Raw genomic sequence first — 16,851 nt, forward strand, 5'->3', positions numbered from 1 at the left:
GAGGTAGCAGCAAAGGCTACACGTCTGCTCGATACTATCAGGGCCCTGTTTCTCGTTCCCTCTAGGAATCCTACTCTTACCTATATAGCAAGTACTAGCTTTATGCACAGCTTCAAGATTTCGGCCAGCTTATTTTTCATTGCCTTTAGCTACAAGCAAGTTATGGCTCAGTCGGATCCGGCGCCGAACTCGCAGCCAGCCGCCACCGCCACCGTTCATCTTTATCAAGGAAAGGCCTTTGGCATATTTTATCCTAAATACCGGGTGTATGCGAATGATAAGCTTGTATGCAAGCTAGGGAGAAGCAGTCATTGCCAGCTTTTACTACCGGTTGGCGCAACCACTGTCGTTGCCAAGCTGCCTTGGGTGTATCTGACTGGCAAACCTGCGGGTTTACCCCTGATGCTAGAAGCAGGAAAAAGTTACTACCTGCAAGGAATTACAACAGTGTCGGGGGTGCTCCCTATAGTTTCCTACAGCTTCACGGAAGTAGTGCCAAATCCGACAAAGCTGGCAGAATTTGCCAAAGCCAGAACTGTGCAGCCTCTTGTGTCGGCCGTAAAATAGGGACTAGTGCTTGCCAAGTTGCCGTTAAAAGGGGGAAGTAAATCGCCTGCTCAAGGTCTACACGTGAGATGATGCCCTTAGCAAACAGCAGTTTGCTAAGGGCAACGCGTGGGATGCAGGGAGGCTAAGCGTACGGTGTGCAAGGCCGAATTTTAACAGCGGCCGTATACATTCGCTCCGCCGAAAGCGCCTAAGAGGGCGTCGCGGGATTCGCTCTTCACACTACTCCTTAGTATATGCAGTATCGCAAACTTGGTAAAACTGGCTTTTCCATTTCTGAAATCAGCTTAGGCACCTGGCAGGTGGGCGGCAAATGGGGCGAGCCGTTCAGCCACCCCAACGCCGACAAAATTCTGAACGCCGCCGTGGATGGCGGTATCAACTTCATTGACACCGCCGACGTGTACGGCGACGGGGAAAGCGAAAAGGCCGTCGGCCGACTCGTCCGCAGCCGCTCCGAGCAGATTTATGTAGCCACTAAGTGCGGGCGCCAGCTGCAACCGCACGTCAACGAGGCGTACACGCCGGAGTCCATGCGCAAATTCGTGGAAGCCAGCTTGCGCAACATGCAGCTCGAAACCCTGGATTTGATTCAGTTGCACTGCCCGCCTACAGAGGTCTACTACCGGCCCGAGATATTCGAGGTGTTCGACCGGCTCAAAGAAGAAGGCAAGATTCAGAACTTGGGCGTGAGCGTGGAGAAAGTAGAAGAAGGCCTTAAAGCCATCGAGTACCCCAACGTCACCACGCTACAACTCATCTTCAATATGTTTCGGCAGCGGCCCACGGAGCTACTCTTCAAAGAAGCCCAACGCCGCGACGTCGGGCTGATTGTGCGGGTGCCACTGGCCAGCGGATTGCTCACCGGCAAATTTTCGGCCGAGACTAGCTTCTCACCGGAGGATCATCGCAACTTCAACCGCCAGGGCGAAGCCTTCGATAAAGGCGAAACCTTCTCCGGCGTCGATTACAACACGGGTTTGGAAGCCGTCGAGGAAATCAAGCACTTGTTTCCGGACCAGCCCAACTTGGCACCTATTGCCCTGCGGTGGGTGCTTATGTTCAACGAAGTGAGCTGCGTAATCCCCGGCGCTTCCAAGCCCGAGCAACTCACTTCCAACTTGCAAGCAGCCGAGTTGCCCGCCTTATCCGAAGAGCAAATGCAGCAAGTGCAAGCCATCTACGACCGGAAAATTAAGCCGCAGGTGCACCAGATCTGGTAAGAACAGAACTAAACGAAAAGAGGCAGCCCGGGTTTGATCTGAATTGTTGAACGATTCAGATCAAACCCGGGCTGCCTCTTTTATATGTGTTCAAGACTACGCCTCGCCGCGCAACACTTCCAAGGGTGGCCGGGTTAGCACGTCGCGGCTGTTGAAGAGGCCGATGAGGGCCGTCAGGGCCGTCGTAACCGCTGCTAGAATCAGGAGCGGGACCATGGTCGGCAGGAAGGGAACTTCAAACAGGAAGTAAGCCAGCGCCCAAGCTGCCCCAACGGCCAGCACTAGACCTGCTACAGCGGCCAGTAGGCCAAGTAGGGCATATTCCACCAAGGTAATGCGCAGAATCTGACGGCGGCTGGCGCCGAGCGTACGGAGCAGTACGCTTTCTTGAACTCGCTGATAACGGCTCACTATCACCGAGCTAACCACCACTACTAGGCCTGTAGCAATGCTGAAAAAGGCCATAAAGCGAATAACGAACGAGATTTTGCTGAGAATATCGTCTAGCGTCTGCAGTACCAACCCCAAGTCGATGGCCGACACGTTGGGGAAGCGTTGCACCAACTCGCGCTGCACTGCCGCCAGTACGTTGTTGTCTGGCACGCGCGTCATCAAAACCACGAACTGCGGGGCGGGCTCCAGTACGCCGGCCGGGAATACGATCTGAAAGTTGGTTTGCACCCGGGTCCAGTCCACAGTGCGAGTACCGCCGATAATGGTGTTGAGCGGCGCGCCTTGCACGTTGAAGGTAAGCGTATCGCCGAGTTCAACTTGCAGGCGGCGCAAAAAGTCGGAATCCACCGAAATACGCGGTATGCCGTCGGGGGGCAAATAGGGCGCAAGACCTTGATCGAGCTTTTCCGAACTGATTAGCTTGTTGCGGTACGTGACGCGGTATTCGCGGGTGAGCCCACCGCGGCTGCGGCCGTTGGTCGTATCCTTCTTGAGTTCCGCTGTGGATTGGCCGTTGATGGCGGCCATTCGCATCGTCACGACGGGTACTTGCTGCAGAATAGGCAAGCGGCGGCTGGTGAGCACCTGCGTGACGCCGGCCCGCTGCTCGGGCTGAATATCAAAAAGCACCATGTTGGGCTGCCCGTCGCTGGCCGATACCTGCACCCGGCTCAGCAGCAAGCCTTGGAGCAAGGAAAGCGTCGCCATTAGAAATACGCCCAACCCAATCGAGACGGTGAGCAGCAAGGTTTGATTGTTGGGCCGGTAAAGGTTGGCCAAGCCTTGCCGCCACACGTAGCTCCAGGAACTGGGGTAGAAGCGCCGCACCAACAGGCGCAAGCCTTGCCCCAAGCCCGCCAGCACGAAAAACGTGACCAGCAATCCACCCGCAAAACCGAGCGCCTGCTTCCATTCGCGGGTTTGCAAGTACGCAAAGCCCGTGATGAACACGACAATCAAGCCGTATACCACGATGCGCAACGGGTCGGGTTTGGCGGTGTCTTCCTTGTAAGCCGCCCGCAACGTGCGAAGCGGCGACACCCGCCGAATACTAAGCAGCGGCAGCAGCGCAAACAGCACGGCCACCAGCACGCCCGTCACGAGGCCCTGCGCTACGGCCGGCCACGACACAGCTACATTCACCGTAACGGGCAGGAACCCCGCAAACAGTTGGGGCAGCAGCAGTTGCACCGCCGTACCCAGCGCGGCACCCACTGAAGCACCCACGAACCCCATAGCCGCTATCTGCAGCAGATAAATCAGCATGGCTTGGCTGCCACTGGCACCCAAACACCGAAGCACGGCCACTGAGGCTACTTTTTCGCGCACGTATAAGCTTACGGCGCTAGCTACGCCCACGCAGCCTAGCAGCAGCGCGACAAAGGCCACCAGGTTTAAGAACCGAGTTAGGTCGGTGAACGAACGGCCAGTCTGCCGCTTGCGCTCCGTCACGGTATCAGAGTTGATATTCACTTTGTCAAGGCGCTTTTCCAACGTCTTGATGATGGCATCAACATTGGTGCCGGGCGCAAACTGATAATAGCTGCGGTACTGCACCCGGCTGCCCCGTTGCAGCAACCCCGTTTCCGGTAAATACTGGCCGGGAATAAACACCGTGGGCGCCACCGCCGCACTGAACCCCGACTGCCCCGGCGTTTTGCGTACCCGCCCAGCAATCCGAAACGTGAGCTTACCCACCCGGATAGAGTCACCGGGCTTGGCCGCAAACTGCACCAGCAAGGCGTCATCGACCAAGGCTACCCGCTCGCGCGAAGTCATGGATTGGCGGAAAGTGGCCACCGCTGTGGTTGGTTCCGTGAGCCAGTCGCCGTAATAGGGAAAGTTGCCGGTTAACCCTTTTATCTGCGCTAGGCGGACGCCCTGGCCTTTCGGAAACTGAATCAGCGAGGCAAACGCTACTTCGTCGCTCCGGTCGCGGCCGAGTTGGCGCAAGGTGGGTGCCAACGTCGAATCGAAGGGCTGGCTGCCGGAAAGTACCAAGTCGGCCCCGACCAGTTCGCGGGCCTGCTCGTCGATGCTGCGCGCGAGGTTGTCGCCGAAGCCTCGGATGCCTACCAGCGCGGCAATACCGAGCACGATGGCCGACACAAAAAGCAACAAGCGGGAGCGGCTGCGGCGACTATCGCGCCACGCCATGCGCCACAGCCAGCTTAGTGCCGGCCGGGTGGAAGAAAGCGGACCGTTGCTCATATAGCCGAAGAAGAAACAGCAGCCGGGGCCGTGCGCGTATCCGAGAGCATAGCCCCGCCTTTAATGCGCACAATGCGCTGCGTGCGGGCCGCCAGCTCTAAATCGTGGGTTACCAAAACCAGCGTGGTGCCAGCTTCGCGGTTAAGCTCAAACAGCAATTCCACCACCCGGGCGCTGGTGTCGGCGTCGAGGTTGCCGGTAGGCTCATCGGCAAACAAAATCTTGGGGCGGTTCACAAAAGCCCGCGCTAACGAAATACGCTGCTGCTCACCCCCGACAATTGCGTGGGGTAATGGTGGCCGCGCCCCGCCAGCCCAACCCGCTCTAGGAGTTCGTGCGCGGTTTTGGTGCCATTGCGGACGCCGCGAAGTTCCAGGGGCACCAGCACGTTTTCGAGGGCCGTAAGCGTGGGCAAGAGTTGGAAGTTCTGGAAGATGAAGCCTACTTGCTCGTTGCGCACGGCAGCCCGCTGGTCTTCGTTGAGGTTATCGAGTTGAATATTGTTGAGCCACACGCTGCCCGAACTAGCCCGGTCGAGGCCCGCGCACAAGCCCAATAAGGTGGTTTTGCCGCTGCCCGAGGGTCCTACAATGGCGAAGGTGTCCTGCGCTTGCAACTCGAAGCTCACGGATTCGAGCACCGTTAGTGTCCGGCCGCCGCTGGAGTACGATTTGGTTAGGTTTTCTACTTTAAGCACAAACAAGCTAGTTGCGCCCGCCGGTGTTCAGCGGGAATGAAGAATCAGGAATCGAAGGAATGTAAGAACGACCACTACTTTTCTGTAAAGCCACTTCGTTAACAAGTCAGTTGACGAATTAACCCGTGCAATACTTTCCGCTATTACGTACAGACCAAACAAAGTAGCTTCGTCCCTCATGAAACCTGTCCTGTCCTTGTTTAGTTGCTGTCTGCTACTGCTAGCCGGCTGCAACTCCGAGCCCAAAAGCGCTGAAGCGCCCGCCACCACTACACCGCCTACCACCGCCGCGCCCACATCCGCTGGCAAGCAAACCATCTTGTTTTTTGGCAACAGCCTCACCGCCGGCTACGGCGTCGACCCCGAAGAGGCGTTTCCCGCTTTGATTGGGCAAAAGATTGATTCTGCGGGTCTAGGCTACACCGTAGTAAATGCGGGCCTAAGCGGTGAAACCACTGCCGGGGGCCGCAGCCGCGTGGGGTGGGTGCTTCGCCAACCGGTGTCCATCTTCGTGTTAGAGCTAGGCGGCAACGACGGCCTGCGCGGCTTGCCCCTCACCGACACGCGCAAGAATTTGCAAGCCATTATTGATACTGTGCGGCGCCGCAGCCCCCAAACCCGCATCGTGTTGGCCGGCATGCAGATTCCGCCCAACCTCGGCGTCGACTATGCCACGCAGTTCAAAGCCCTCTACGGCGAGCTGGCCCGCAAAAACCAGTTGGTCTTGATTCCTTTTCTATTAGAAGGCGTCGGCGGGGTAGCCAAGCTTAATCAGCAAGACGGCATTCACCCTACGGCCGAAGGCCACCGCTTTGTGGCCCGCACCATCTGGCCCATCTTGCAACCCTTACTGCAGCAGCCGGCGCAGGCAAGCAGATAGAATAAAACTGCTACCTCCGCCGCGGGAAGAATCTAACGTAGCAATTCCACCGCTGGCCAGATTCTTTCCGCGGCGGAGGCAGCGGTTTTGATGGTTATGCCTCGAAGTGGTAGAGAAACGTAATAATGCCGGTGTAAGCGGGTTTTGGCTGGTCTTTGATTTCTAGGGTCACTTCCAGCCGAGCTTTGGCAATGCCGCGCAGGTTTTTCACCGACAATAGCGTGGCCCGCAACCGCACCTGACTATCCACAGTTACGGCTTGGTTGAAGCGCAATGCTTCAATTTCATAGTTGACTTGCATTTTCAGGTTCTCGATGGAGAGAATCTGATGCCACAGATAGGGCAGGAGCGAAACCGTGAGGTAGCCGTGCGCAATGGTCGCCTTGAAGGGTGTTTCCGTAGCGGCTCTTTCGGCATCCACATGTATCCACTGGTAGTCGAGCGTTGCGGCGGCGAAGCTGTTGATTTGGGCTTGCGTGATGGTGTGATATTCGGAAACGCCGAGTTCCTGTCCTACGTGAAGTTCAAGTTCTGACAGGCTGCGAATCGTTAGCTTATTCATCAAGGTGGTTGGTAAGTGAGAAGGCGTTTCTGGTGTACGGGTTGTCGGGTTCAGTGGCTGCGCAAGCGGCTTACAGTCTCGGACGTAGGGCCAAGGTGCGAGGCAGGTATTCGAGCGAGTTGCGCTTCAACATAGCAGGAATTCCCTGATAATAAAAAAGCCCCCTAGCGGTAGCTAGCGGGCTTTGTAGTGTGTCCGTGTTAAATCAATACGCTTTCGACTGCCACTCAATTAGTGCCACGCGCATATTGGGTAGTTGGCTCTGGAAGGTGGTGTCGTCCTTTTCGCCAAGCTTGATGGCCTTGCGCCCGAAGACGATGGCCGTATCATAGTCCTGCTTGGAAGCTAACAGGCGGGCTTTTATCCAGTTGTTGAGATACACGTCCTGGAGGCGAATCGACTCGTTGATGTAATTGAGGGCTTGCTCGCCGTTGAGGTTGTTTTGCACCAGATACTCGGCGGCCTGCGCCAGCAACTGCCAATCGTTGGGGCGGGCGGCCACGGCTTTTTCAATGCCGGCTACCACTCGGGCCTGCACATTGGTATCGATAAAGAAGCTCACAGTTTTCTTTTCCCAACTCAGGTTGAGGTGGGCGCTGCCCGTGGTTAGTTCCGAAAACCAATACAGCAGTGTTTCGTGGTGAGGGGAGGCTTCGGGCACCACCGGAATGCGCAGCACGTCGTCTTTTTCATTGTAGCCTTCTGCGCCCCAATGGGTAGTTACGCGGTTAAACACCAAGTCCCAGTCTTGGTCGGAGCGGGGCATTATATAGAACGAGTACTTGCCTCCGGGCAGCTTTTTGCCGTTGATGCGCACCGTGTCGCTGAAGCTGATAACCGTGTTTTCGTTGGCGCCGGCCCGCCAAATTTGGTTGTACGGCACTAACCCTTGCCAGATAACGCGGTTTTTCACGCTCGGAGCGTGGTAGTCGACTACCACATCGGTTAAGCCAATGGCGTGCTGCAACACGACGTGCGGACTTGGTTGCGGCAGAGGAATCAACGACTCTTGGGGCGCAGCAGGAGCAGTTTTAGTTGGAGCGGCTTGCGTAGGGGCAGGTTGCGTGGTTTGGGCAGGAATCGGAGTCGTTTGGGCTAGGGCTGCCCGAGCTGGTGGTAGCAACGATAGGAGCAAACCGCAACCTACCGTAGAGACAACGTGAGAGAGAGGACAACGCATAACAAGCAACAGGCAGGTAGAAGAGCAGGAAAGAAGCTGTGGCAGCCACAAACTACCCAGCAGAATCTAAGCAACGGATGAAGCCCAGAAACAATAGTGCCAAGAGTAGGTTGAAACGCTACCAGTAGCTAAAGTTCAGGGTTTGAGAGAAGATTTCCTGGAAAACATTTTGTTCTGTCAACTCAGCTTGTACTTTTGCGCCATCTATTTTCTTTTATGCCCGCTACCGCCGCGCCTTCATTTTGCTCTATCAGCCCCGTGGCTGCTGTCGCCCTTGGCGAAGCAGTTGGGCTGCGCGCGGCGCATCATCATCAGCACGGGCACCATTCCTCTTTTTAGAGGAATAACGCACCATATTGTCCCGTTGGGCCGACCTGTTTTGGTCGCCCGGCCACCCCAGAAAGGTGGCCCCGGTCGTCGTTGCTTGTTAAGCCGCGGCTCGTTCCCGATTTCTTACGTTTCGGAAGTGCAACTTCAATCGCTGGGCGGTTACTCTTCACTTCCTTCCTTGTTTCCCCAACCCTTATGATTCGTCTTGCCATCCAGAAGTCGGGCCGCTTAAGTGAAGACTCGCTGAATTTAATTCGGGAGTGCGGTATTAACTTCGTTGCCAGCTCGTACAAGCTTAAAACCGAAGCTACCAACTTCCCCCTCGAAATCCTGTACCTGCGCGACGACGATATTCCCGGCTACGTGCAAGATGGCGTGGCTGACCTTGGCATTGTGGGGCAAAACGTGCTGGTAGAAGCTGGCTATCCCGCCCTGGAAATCGAGGCCCTCGGGTTCAGCAAGTGCCGCCTGAGTTTGGCCGTGCCGCGCGCCGCCGGCTACGATTCGGTGGCCGACTTGCAGGGCAAGAACATTGCTACCTCGTACCCCGCCATCCTCGGCAAATACCTCGCCGAGCACGGGGTGCAAGCCAACCTGCATACCATCAGCGGCTCGGTGGAAATTGCGCCGAGCATCGGGTTGGCCGAGGCCATCTGCGACATCGTGAGCAGCGGCTCGACGCTGCTTGGTAATGGCCTGCGGGAAGTGGAAACCGTATTTCGGTCGGAAGCGGTGCTAATTGCCAACCAAAACCTCTCCGAAGAAAAGCGGGAAATCCTGGAGCAATTGCAGTTTCGGATGCAGGCCGTGCGCCGCGCCCGCCGCAACAAATACATACTGCTGAACGCGCCGACTGCTTCGCTGGCCGCGGTGAAGGCACTCTTGCCCGGTATTAAATCCCCTACCGTTACGGCGCTGGCCGAGGAAGGCTGGGTGTCGGTGCAGTCGGTAGTGAATGAAGACGACTTTTGGCATATCACCGGCCAACTCAAAGCTGTGGGCGCCGAGGGCATTCTGGTGCTGGCTATCGAGAAGATGATTAGTTGATTGCCACTTAGGGTTATTGAGTAAGGACTAATCCCCACTGATCATCAACCAACCCCAATCAATCAGCAATTAATCTCCACCAATCAACATCCCAACCAATGCAAGTCTTTCAATACCCGGCCCAGCCAGATTGGGCAGCGTTGCAGCAGCGAGCCGCCGCGCAGCAAGCCCAGGATATCGAGCAGCGGGTACAGCAGATTTTCGAAGATGTGCGCCAACGCGGCGACGCCGCGTTGCTGGACTATGCCCAGCGCTTCGATGGCGCCGACCTCAGCGCGGGCTTGCGCGTAACGGCCGATGAAATTCTCGCGGGCGTAGCGCAGGTACCATCAGAGTTGCAAACGGCTATTCGGCAAGCCCACGCCAACATCTGGAAATTCCACGCCACCCAGCGCGAAGAAGAAAAGCGGGTGGAAACCATGCCGGGCGTGAGTTGCTGGCGGCGGGCGGTTCCCGTACAGCGGGTAGGACTTTATATTCCCGGCGGTACGGCGCCGCTGTTTAGTACCTTATTAATGCTGGGTGTGCCTGCACGGTTGGCGGGTTGCCCGGAAGTGGTGTTGTGTACCCCGCCACAAAAAGACGGCTCCATCAACCCCGTGATTCTGTTCACGGCGCAGTTGCTTGGTATCGGAACCATCATCAAGGCCGGCGGGGCACAAGCCGTGGCAGCTCTGAGTGGCGGCACGGAAAGCGTACCGGGCGTTGACAAAATCTTTGGTCCTGGCAATCGGTACGTGACGGCCGCCAAGCAATTGGCTACCCGCTACGGGGTGGCCATTGATATGCCAGCGGGTCCGTCGGAGGTCCTGGTTATTGCTGATGCCTCGGCTTATCCCGCTTTCGTAGCGGCCGACCTGCTCAGCCAAGCCGAGCACGGCCCCGACTCGCAGGTGATTTTGCTCTCGGATTCGATGGAGCTGATCGAGCTAACCCAAGCCGAGCTAGTTCGGCAGTTGGCGGAACTGCCCCGAGCCGCGGTAGCAACTCAGGCCCTGGAGGAAAGCCGGGCCATTTTGCTGCGTACCCCCGAGGAAATGCTATACTTCTCCAACCAGTACGCGCCGGAGCACTTGATTCTAGCGGTGCGCAACCCCGAGCAACTCGCGGAAGGCGTTACCAGCGCCGGGTCCGTGTTCTTGGGGCACCTCACCCCGAGGCGGCTGGTGACTATGCGTCGGGTACTAACCACACGCTGCCAACCAATGGTTACGCCCGCAACTACAGCGGCGTGTCCCTGGATTCGTTTCTCAAGAAAATTACTTTCCAGCGCATTACCACCGAAGGCTTGCTGCAGGTAGGGCCGGTTGTGGAAACCATGGCCGAAGCGGAAGGTCTGCACGCCCACGCCCGCGCCGTGACGCTGCGCCTAGATTCCATCCACAACGAGCAATTCGCAATGAATCAGCAGCATTGATGGGGCACCCGGTTAGCGCCTGCTCTTTTGGGCTTAGCTGGTTGCCCGCCCTCTTTTTGCTTGCTTCCTATTCATTGAAAATCCAACAAGATGTTTGCACTCGATAATCTGGTCCGGCCCAATATCCGGGCTATGAAACCCTACTCTTCCGCCCGCGACGAATTTCAGGGGGAAGCGCGCGTAATGCTCGACGCCAACGAAAACAGCCTCGGCAGCGCGGGCCCCGACCTGTTTAACCGCTACCCCGATCCGCAGCAGCGCGCCGTGAAAGCACCGTTGGCCAAGCTGAAAGGAGTGGAGCCCACTCAAATTTTCCTCGGCAACGGCTCCGACGAAGCCATTGACTTGTTGGTGCGCCTCACCTGCACGCCCGGCCAAGATAGTATCCTGCTCTTGCCCCCAACCTACGGCATGTACGAGGTAGCCGCCAACCTCAACGATGTGCGTATCGAGCGGGTACCCTCACGGCGGACTTTCAACTCTCGCCCGAAATCGTAGCGCAAGTTCTCGCCTCGCCGGCCAAGCTGGTTTTCCTTTGTTCGCCCAACAACCCGACGGGCAACTTGCTGCACGCGGAATCGATAGAAGAAATCCTGCGCGGTTTCAAGGGGCTGGTTGTGGTAGATGAGGCCTATGCTGATTTCGCTGCCGCGCCTAGCTGGACTACGCGCTTAGCCGAGTTTCCTAACCTAGTGGTGCTTCAGACCTTCTCGAAAGCATGGGGTTGGCGGGTCTGCGGTTGGGCATGGCCTTCGCCTCGGCGGAAGTCATCAACTACCTCAACAAAATCAAGCCTCCTTATAATATATCGGAGGCCACTCAGCAACATGCCCTAGCCGCGTTGCAAGACGCCCCGCACTTCGGGCAGATGCGCGAGCAACTCTTAGCCGGCCGCGGCTGGCTCGCCCAACAATTGCCCGCCCTCGCTATTGTCGAGGAAGTATTTCCCTCCGATGCCAACTTTCTCCTGGTTCGTTTCCGGCCCGATGCTACCGCCGTGTATGACTACCTGCTTGGCAAAGGCATTGTGGTGCGCAACCGGACCACCCAGCCCGGGTGCGCCGGCACGCTCCGCCTAACGGTGGGCACTACCGAGGAAAACGAGCAATTAGTGCAAGCCCTGCAAAACTTTTCGGTTTCGCAGCAACCAGCATAGACTATGCAGCTCGTTTTGTTCTGTGGGATTCAGGCGACGGGCAAGTCGACTTTCTATATGCAGCGTTTCTTCCATTCGCACGTGCGCATCAGCCTCGACCTGCTGCGCACGCGCAACCGGGAGCGGCGGCTGTTGCAGCTGTGTTTGGAAACCCAGATGCGCTGCGTAATCGACAACACCAACCCGACCCGCGCCGAACGAGCGACCTATATAGAACCGGCCCGTGCCGCGGGTTTCGAAATCGTGGGTTACTTCTTTCACTCGGTGGCGGCCGAAGCTGTGGTGCGCAACCAACAGCGCCCGCCGGAGCGCCAGGTTCCCGAGCGGGGCATCCGGGGTACGCGCAATCGGTTTGAGCGACCAAGCCGCGCCGAAGGTTTCGATCAACTCTATTTCGTGCGGGCCTTAGGGAATCAGGAATTTCAAATCAACGATTGGCAGGATGAAGTTCAATGAGATTGATGCGCGGCTGCGGGTATTCGAAACCGCCCACGACCATTGGTTGTTGCGCAAGCAAGGCCGTACGGTGGGGGAGGCGACCAGTCAAGTGAAAGGGTCAAGCACAACTGCCAAGCACGACTTACTATTTGGGGCGGGCATCAACTACAATATTCTTCCGGCTTGGCAAAAGCGGGGAGTTGGGTTTTACTGGGAAGACTACGTTAAGTCAGGGCTGAATCCTGTTAGCCAGCAGCCCATTGAAACCAGTCGGCGGCGGCTGGCTACCAATATGGAGCTTCCGTTAAGTGAAGCGTACGCACAGTGGGTTGGTACTTTGCTTTCGGCGGTCGAGTAGACCGTCGGCTTTTACCATATTATATACTATCCGTCGGGGGTAACCATTGAACTCGGCGGTATCTTTCACTCCATGAAAAAAGTTCTCTTCATTGACCGGGACGGCACCATCCTGATTGAGCCGCCCACAGATTTCCAAGTAGATTCTCTAAGCAGAGAGAAATTTCAGTTTGTACCTGGGGCCATCACCGGTCTGGCGCGCATTGCCCGCGAACTAGACTACGAGTTGGTATTGGTGAGCAACCAAGACGGCCTCGGCACCGCGAGCTTTCCAGAAGAAACGTTCTGGCCAGCGCACACCATGATGCTCGACATCCTGCGCTCAGAAGGAGTGGAGTTTGCGCGGGAGCACATCGACCGGAGCTTTCCCCATGAAAAATTGTCTACCCGTAAACCGGGGGTAGGTATGTTACAACATTACTTGGAAGAGAATAACGGATATAATCTTTCGAATTCTTTCGTTTTAGGTGACCGTTTAACGGATGTTGAGCTTGCTCAGAACCTGGGTTGTCAGGCCATACTACTGCAGCCTGAAACAGAGAGCGACGAACGTGCTGCTCTCACTACTATGAGTTGGGAAAGTATATACCAATTCTTACGTTTACCTGCTCGTACCGCCGTAGTACAAAGAGACACCAACGAAACCAAGATTTCGATCAAGATAAACCTTGATGGTAATGGCCGGCCTCAGATGCATACTGGTTTGGGCTTCTTCGATCATATGCTCGATCAACTGAGCAAGCACTCCGGCGTCGACATGAAGATTGAGGTGCAAGGCGATTTGCACATCGACGAACACCATACGATAGAAGACACGGCTATTGCGTTGGGGGAAGCTTTCACCCAGGCGCTCGGCGATAAGCGAGGACTCGCGCGTTACGGGTTCCTACTTCCCATGGACGATGTGTTAGCCCAAGCTGCAATCGACTTTTCGGGGCGGCCGTGGTTGGTATGGGATGCCGAATTCAAGCGGGAGAAGATAGGGGACATGCCTACCGAAATGTTCTACCACTTCTTTAAGAGCTTCTCTGATGCGGCCCGCTGTAACCTCAACATTAAAGCAGAAGGGGCCAACGAGCACCACAAGATAGAAGCCATTTTCAAGGCTGTAGCTAAAGCCATAAAGATGGCTTTAGTGCGTGATGCGGGCAAGATGGAAATACCTAGCACCAAAGGCATTCTTTGATATTATCCATATGTATGAACAAATGAGTAAACACGGTAATGTGTCTATTTATCAGCACTATGCATTTGCTTGGGTAATGCAGAGGGCCAATAACCGCGTTTGCCCATATGTATATACAAATGAGTAAACAGTGTTCAGCGTCATAAGTAAGCCATGGAAATTGCAGTAATTGATTACAAAGGGGGAAACGTACAGTCTGTGCTGTTTGCGCTTGACCGGCTAGGTGTAAAAGCTACCCTGACAGCCAACCACGAGGCCATCCGGCGGGCCGATAAGATCCTGTTTCCGGGGGAAGGGGAAGCCGCTTCTGCCATGGAAGAACTACGAGTTCAAGGGCTCGATCAGTTGCTACCAACCCTTACCCAACCGTTCCTTGGTATCTGCCTGGGCATGCAGCTACTCGGCCAGCACAGCGAGGAAAACAATGCCGACTTGCTTGGCATCTTACCTTTCAACGTAGTACGCTTTCCGGCTAGCATCGATTACAAAGTACCCCACATGGGGTGGAACACGCTACAGGAACTACGGTCACCGCTGTTTGCGGGCTTGCGCGAAGAAGACTATGTGTACTTCGTGCATAGCTACTACGCCCCCGTTGGGGACTATACGATTGCGCAGGCCGCTTACCCCACGCCTTTCAGTGCTGCAGTTCAGCATAAAAACTTCTATGCAGTCCAGTTTCACACCGAGAAGAGCGGCCCGGTAGGTACCCGTATCCTGGAAAACTTTCTAACCATGTGATGTAGTACCGGTGGTTTCTGTAGTGCCCCAGTGGTACTACCAGCAGAAGCCTCGTAGTAACCAATGCATCTACAAAGACAATGTACATCTACCCCAATGGAAATAATCCCAGCCATAGATCTTATCAACGGGCAGTGCGTGCGCCTTACGGAAGGTGACTTCGCGCAGCAAACAACGTATGATTCCGACCCGGTAGCCGTGGCCCAACGCTTCGAGCAGCAGGGAGTAAAACGGCTGCACCTAGTGGATCTGGACGGCGCTCGGGCCAAGCATCCTGTCAATCTGCCCGTACTAGAGCGGATAGCTGCCAGCACATCGCTGGTGATTGACTATGGGGGGGACTCCAGAGTGAGGAAGCCGTGCGGCAGGCCTTCGACGCCGGCGCGGTACAAGTCACAGCGGGCAGCATTGCCGTGCGGGAACCAGCGTTGGTAGGAGGGTGGCTTCAGTCATTTGGGGCCGAAAAGATTATTGTGGGGGCTGATTTCCGCGACAATCACATTTCCATTAATGCCTGGGCCGAACAAAGCGAACGAACGCTGCAGGAGTTTGTGCAGCAATACCTAGCAGCGGGGGCGACCACCTTTATCTGTACTGATGTAAGTAAAGACGGTAAGCTACAAGGCCCCGCGCTGGCTACTTATCGCGCCTTACGCCTGGCTCTGCCCGAAGCTCAGCTTATTGCCAGTGGTGGCGTCACGACCATTGCGGACGTTGCGGCCTTAGCTGAAATCGGGATGTATGGCGCCATTATCGGCAAGGCCATCTACGAAGGCACGATCACACTGCCTGAATTGCAGCCGTGGCTCTAAGCCCTAAGAATCGTCTTCTGCGGCTCTCCGCTTTCTAAAAGTCCAAGTAAGTGGAAGGCGAATCTCCAATAACGAAAACCGAATCATATGCTAACTAAACGTATAATACCCTGCCTCGACGTGAAAGACGGGCGTACCGTGAAGGGAGTGCGCTTTGAAGGGCTGCGCGACGCCGGCGACCCGGTGGCGCTGGCGTCGCGGTATGCCCGGGAAGGGGCCGATGAACTGGTCTTTCTTGACATTACGGCCACCAACCAGAAGCGCGCAACGCTGGTAGCGTTGGTACGGGACGTGGCGCGCGAATTGGATATCCCTTTCACGGTAGGTGGGGGTATCGGGACGGTGCGGGATGTGGAAGCCCTGCTGCTCAATGGGGCGGACAAGGTCAGCATCAATTCGGCCGCCTTGGCTCGGCCGGAGCTTATTGACGAGCTAGCCCGTAGGTTCGGTTCTCAATGTATTGTTGTAGCCGCTGATGCTCGCTACCACGAGCCCGATGGCTGGCAGATCTATACCCGGGCCGGAACCCATAACACTGGCCTTGATGCTGTGGAATGGTGCCGCGAGGCGGCCGACCGCGGGGCCGGCGAAATTCTGCTCACCAGCATGAGTAACGACGGCTGTAAGGAAGGCTTTGCGCTCGATATTACGGGGGCCGTCAGCCGGGCGGTATCAGTGCCCGTGGTGGCTTCGGGAGGGGCGGGGTCCAAGCAGGACTTCACCAACGTCTTCCAGCAAGCCCACGCCGATGCTGGTTTGGCCGCCAGTATCTTCCACTTCGGTGAAATCGGTATCCGCGAGCTGAAAGAACATCTCCGTCAGGACGGTATCCCTGTCCGCCTTTAAACCTATTTTCTGGTTGCTAGTGGTTCTAGACACGGTTTGTTTTCAAACTCAACAGTAACCTGAAATAGGAAGAACAAATCAACAAAAAACGAAATATGGATTTCGCCAAAATGCCCGACGGCCTCGTGCCGGTCATTGTTCAAGATGCGCAGACCGGGCAAGTATTGATGCTCGGTTATCAGAACGAAGAAGCCTTAGCTAAAACGCAGCAGGAGGGTCGGGTCACGTTCTTTTCCCGTTCCAAGCAGCGTCTCTGGACCAAAGGCGAAACCAGCGGCAACTTTCTCACGGTCGTCAGCATCCACCCCGATTGTGACCAGGACGCCCTATTGATCTTGGCCACCCCCGACGGTCCCACCTGCCACCGGGGTACTACCAGTTGCTTCGAGCAGCCCGAGCAAGTGGCATATCCCGCGCCCGCCGTGAGCTTTGTAGCGGAACTGGAGCGGCTGGTGCAGCGTCGGCATCGTTTCCCCGACGAAGACCCCAAGTCTTATACCGCTTCGCTGTTTCGAAAGGGCATCCCTAAAATGGCCCAGAAAGTAGGAGAGGAAGCTGTTGAAACGGTTATTGATGCGGTGGCAGGCAACCGCGACGGCCTGCAGGGTGAAGCTGCCGATTTACTTTACCATTTGTTGGTATTACTTACGGCGTCTGGTCTTTCTTTAGAAAACGTGGTGGATGTACTGCGGCAGCGGCACAGCACTATTTCGCAAGGAGTACGTCGGGAAGAATAGCCAAGCTAAAA

13 protein-coding genes and 4 pseudogenes are annotated in these 16,851 nt (G+C 56.2%); 13 read left to right on the forward strand and 4 right to left on the reverse strand.

The features are described 5' to 3' along the window. Nucleotides 1-803: 803 nt before the first annotated feature. Nucleotides 804-1,790 (forward strand): aldo/keto reductase, encoded by a 987-nt coding sequence (locus MUN86_RS11335; protein WP_245125453.1) that lies wholly within the window; start codon nt 804-806, stop codon nt 1,788-1,790. Between the two features lie 96 nt (nt 1,791-1,886). Here the strand turns inward: MUN86_RS11335 and MUN86_RS11340 are convergent, their stop codons facing one another. Next, the gene (locus MUN86_RS11340; protein ID WP_245125456.1) at nt 1,887-4,454 is read right to left on the reverse strand and encodes an ABC transporter permease; all 2,568 of its coding nucleotides are present in this window, start codon (nt 4,452-4,454) and stop codon (nt 1,887-1,889) included. After that, a pseudogene (locus MUN86_RS11345) lies at nt 4,451-5,157 on the reverse strand (ABC transporter ATP-binding protein). The gene MUN86_RS11340 and the pseudogene MUN86_RS11345 overlap by 4 nt, the downstream one beginning before the upstream one ends. 172 nt (nt 5,158-5,329) lie before the next feature. Between MUN86_RS11345 and MUN86_RS11350 the strand changes: the two are divergent. Next, entirely contained in the window at nt 5,330-6,031 is a 702-nt protein-coding gene (locus MUN86_RS11350; RefSeq protein ID WP_245125460.1) for an arylesterase, read from the forward strand. Between the two features lie 94 nt (nt 6,032-6,125). Here the strand turns inward: MUN86_RS11350 and MUN86_RS11355 are convergent, their stop codons facing one another. Together MUN86_RS11355 and MUN86_RS11360 are read right to left on the reverse strand one after the other, a co-directional pair. Then, nucleotides 6,126-6,593 (reverse strand): MaoC family dehydratase, encoded by a 468-nt coding sequence (locus tag MUN86_RS11355; protein ID WP_245125463.1) that lies wholly within the window; start codon nt 6,591-6,593, stop codon nt 6,126-6,128. A gap of 205 nt (nt 6,594-6,798) precedes the next feature. Beyond that, nucleotides 6,799-7,773: a DUF2911 domain-containing protein gene (locus MUN86_RS11360; RefSeq protein ID WP_245125465.1), complete on the reverse strand. Its 975-nt coding sequence runs from the start codon at nt 7,771-7,773 to the stop codon at nt 6,799-6,801. A gap of 216 nt (nt 7,774-7,989) precedes the next feature. Between MUN86_RS11360 and MUN86_RS31195 the strand changes: the two genes are divergently transcribed. The 11 genes and pseudogenes from MUN86_RS31195 to hisIE all read left to right on the forward strand — a co-directional run bounded on the left by MUN86_RS31195 (nt 7,990) and on the right by hisIE (nt 16,840). Continuing rightward, nucleotides 7,990-8,112 (forward strand): hypothetical protein, encoded by a 123-nt coding sequence (locus MUN86_RS31195; protein ID WP_280640631.1) that lies wholly within the window; start codon nt 7,990-7,992, stop codon nt 8,110-8,112. Nucleotides 8,113-8,298: 186 nt separating this feature from the next. Then, nucleotides 8,299-9,150 carry an ATP phosphoribosyltransferase gene (gene hisG / locus MUN86_RS11365; RefSeq protein WP_245125468.1) on the forward strand — a complete coding sequence of 284 codons (852 nt, stop codon included), beginning with the start codon at nt 8,299-8,301 and terminating at the stop codon, nt 9,148-9,150. A 98-nt stretch (nt 9,151-9,248) separates the two neighbouring features. Continuing rightward, nucleotides 9,249-10,567 (forward strand): annotated as a pseudogene (gene hisD, locus MUN86_RS11370) (histidinol dehydrogenase). Between the two features lie 183 nt (nt 10,568-10,750). Continuing rightward, nucleotides 10,751-11,723, forward strand: a pseudogene (hisC, locus tag MUN86_RS11375) (histidinol-phosphate transaminase). A 3-nt stretch (nt 11,724-11,726) separates the two neighbouring features. Then, complete coding sequence (locus MUN86_RS11380; RefSeq protein ID WP_245125470.1) at nt 11,727-12,179, forward strand: AAA family ATPase; 453 nt, start codon at nt 11,727-11,729, stop codon at nt 12,177-12,179. Then, nucleotides 12,166-12,519, forward strand: a complete 354-nt coding sequence (locus MUN86_RS11385; protein WP_245125473.1) for a hypothetical protein — start codon at nt 12,166-12,168, stop codon at nt 12,517-12,519. Before MUN86_RS11380 ends, MUN86_RS11385 begins: the two co-directional genes overlap by 14 nt. A gap of 72 nt (nt 12,520-12,591) precedes the next feature. Then, on the forward strand, nt 12,592-13,704 hold the full coding sequence (hisB, locus tag MUN86_RS11390; RefSeq protein ID WP_245125476.1) for a bifunctional histidinol-phosphatase/imidazoleglycerol-phosphate dehydratase HisB: 1,113 nt from the start codon (nt 12,592-12,594) through the stop codon (nt 13,702-13,704). Nucleotides 13,705-13,857: 153 nt separating this feature from the next. Then, nucleotides 13,858-14,445: an imidazole glycerol phosphate synthase subunit HisH gene (gene hisH, locus MUN86_RS11395; protein WP_245125479.1), complete on the forward strand. Its 588-nt coding sequence runs from the start codon at nt 13,858-13,860 to the stop codon at nt 14,443-14,445. Between the two features lie 96 nt (nt 14,446-14,541). After that, nucleotides 14,542-15,257, forward strand: a pseudogene (gene hisA, locus MUN86_RS11400) (1-(5-phosphoribosyl)-5-[(5-phosphoribosylamino)methylideneamino]imidazole-4-carboxamide isomerase). 87 nt (nt 15,258-15,344) lie between these two features. Next, the gene (gene hisF, locus MUN86_RS11405; protein ID WP_245125483.1) at nt 15,345-16,103 is read left to right on the forward strand and encodes an imidazole glycerol phosphate synthase subunit HisF; all 759 of its coding nucleotides are present in this window, start codon (nt 15,345-15,347) and stop codon (nt 16,101-16,103) included. A 95-nt stretch (nt 16,104-16,198) separates the two neighbouring features. Further along, nucleotides 16,199-16,840 (forward strand): bifunctional phosphoribosyl-AMP cyclohydrolase/phosphoribosyl-ATP diphosphatase HisIE, encoded by a 642-nt coding sequence (gene hisIE / locus MUN86_RS11410; RefSeq protein ID WP_245125485.1) that lies wholly within the window; start codon nt 16,199-16,201, stop codon nt 16,838-16,840. The last annotated feature ends 11 nt before the right edge of the window (nt 16,841-16,851 follow it).

The sequence above is a fragment of the Hymenobacter volaticus genome (assembly GCF_022921055.1).
Classification (GTDB): Bacteria; Bacteroidota; Bacteroidia; order Cytophagales; family Hymenobacteraceae; genus Hymenobacter; species Hymenobacter volaticus.

Coding starts and splice junctions, on each gene's coding strand:
- MUN86_RS11335 (WP_245125453.1), top strand. CDS start 804: ATGCAGTATCGCAAACTTGGTAAAACTGGCTTTTCCATTTCTGAAATC.
- MUN86_RS11340 (WP_245125456.1), bottom strand. CDS start 4,454: ATGAGCAACGGTCCGCTTTCTTCCACCCGGCCGGCACTAAGCTGGCTG.
- MUN86_RS11350 (WP_245125460.1), top strand. CDS start 5,330: ATGAAACCTGTCCTGTCCTTGTTTAGTTGCTGTCTGCTACTGCTAGCC.
- MUN86_RS11355 (WP_245125463.1), bottom strand. CDS start 6,593: ATGAATAAGCTAACGATTCGCAGCCTGTCAGAACTTGAACTTCACGTA.
- MUN86_RS11360 (WP_245125465.1), bottom strand. CDS start 7,773: ATGCGTTGTCCTCTCTCTCACGTTGTCTCTACGGTAGGTTGCGGTTTG.
- MUN86_RS31195 (WP_280640631.1), top strand. CDS start 7,990: ATGCCCGCTACCGCCGCGCCTTCATTTTGCTCTATCAGCCCCGTGGCT.
- hisG (WP_245125468.1), top strand. CDS start 8,299: ATGATTCGTCTTGCCATCCAGAAGTCGGGCCGCTTAAGTGAAGACTCG.
- MUN86_RS11380 (WP_245125470.1), top strand. CDS start 11,727: ATGCAGCTCGTTTTGTTCTGTGGGATTCAGGCGACGGGCAAGTCGACT.
- MUN86_RS11385 (WP_245125473.1), top strand. CDS start 12,166: ATGAAGTTCAATGAGATTGATGCGCGGCTGCGGGTATTCGAAACCGCC.
- hisB (WP_245125476.1), top strand. CDS start 12,592: ATGAAAAAAGTTCTCTTCATTGACCGGGACGGCACCATCCTGATTGAG.
- hisH (WP_245125479.1), top strand. CDS start 13,858: ATGGAAATTGCAGTAATTGATTACAAAGGGGGAAACGTACAGTCTGTG.
- hisF (WP_245125483.1), top strand. CDS start 15,345: ATGCTAACTAAACGTATAATACCCTGCCTCGACGTGAAAGACGGGCGT.
- hisIE (WP_245125485.1), top strand. CDS start 16,199: ATGGATTTCGCCAAAATGCCCGACGGCCTCGTGCCGGTCATTGTTCAA.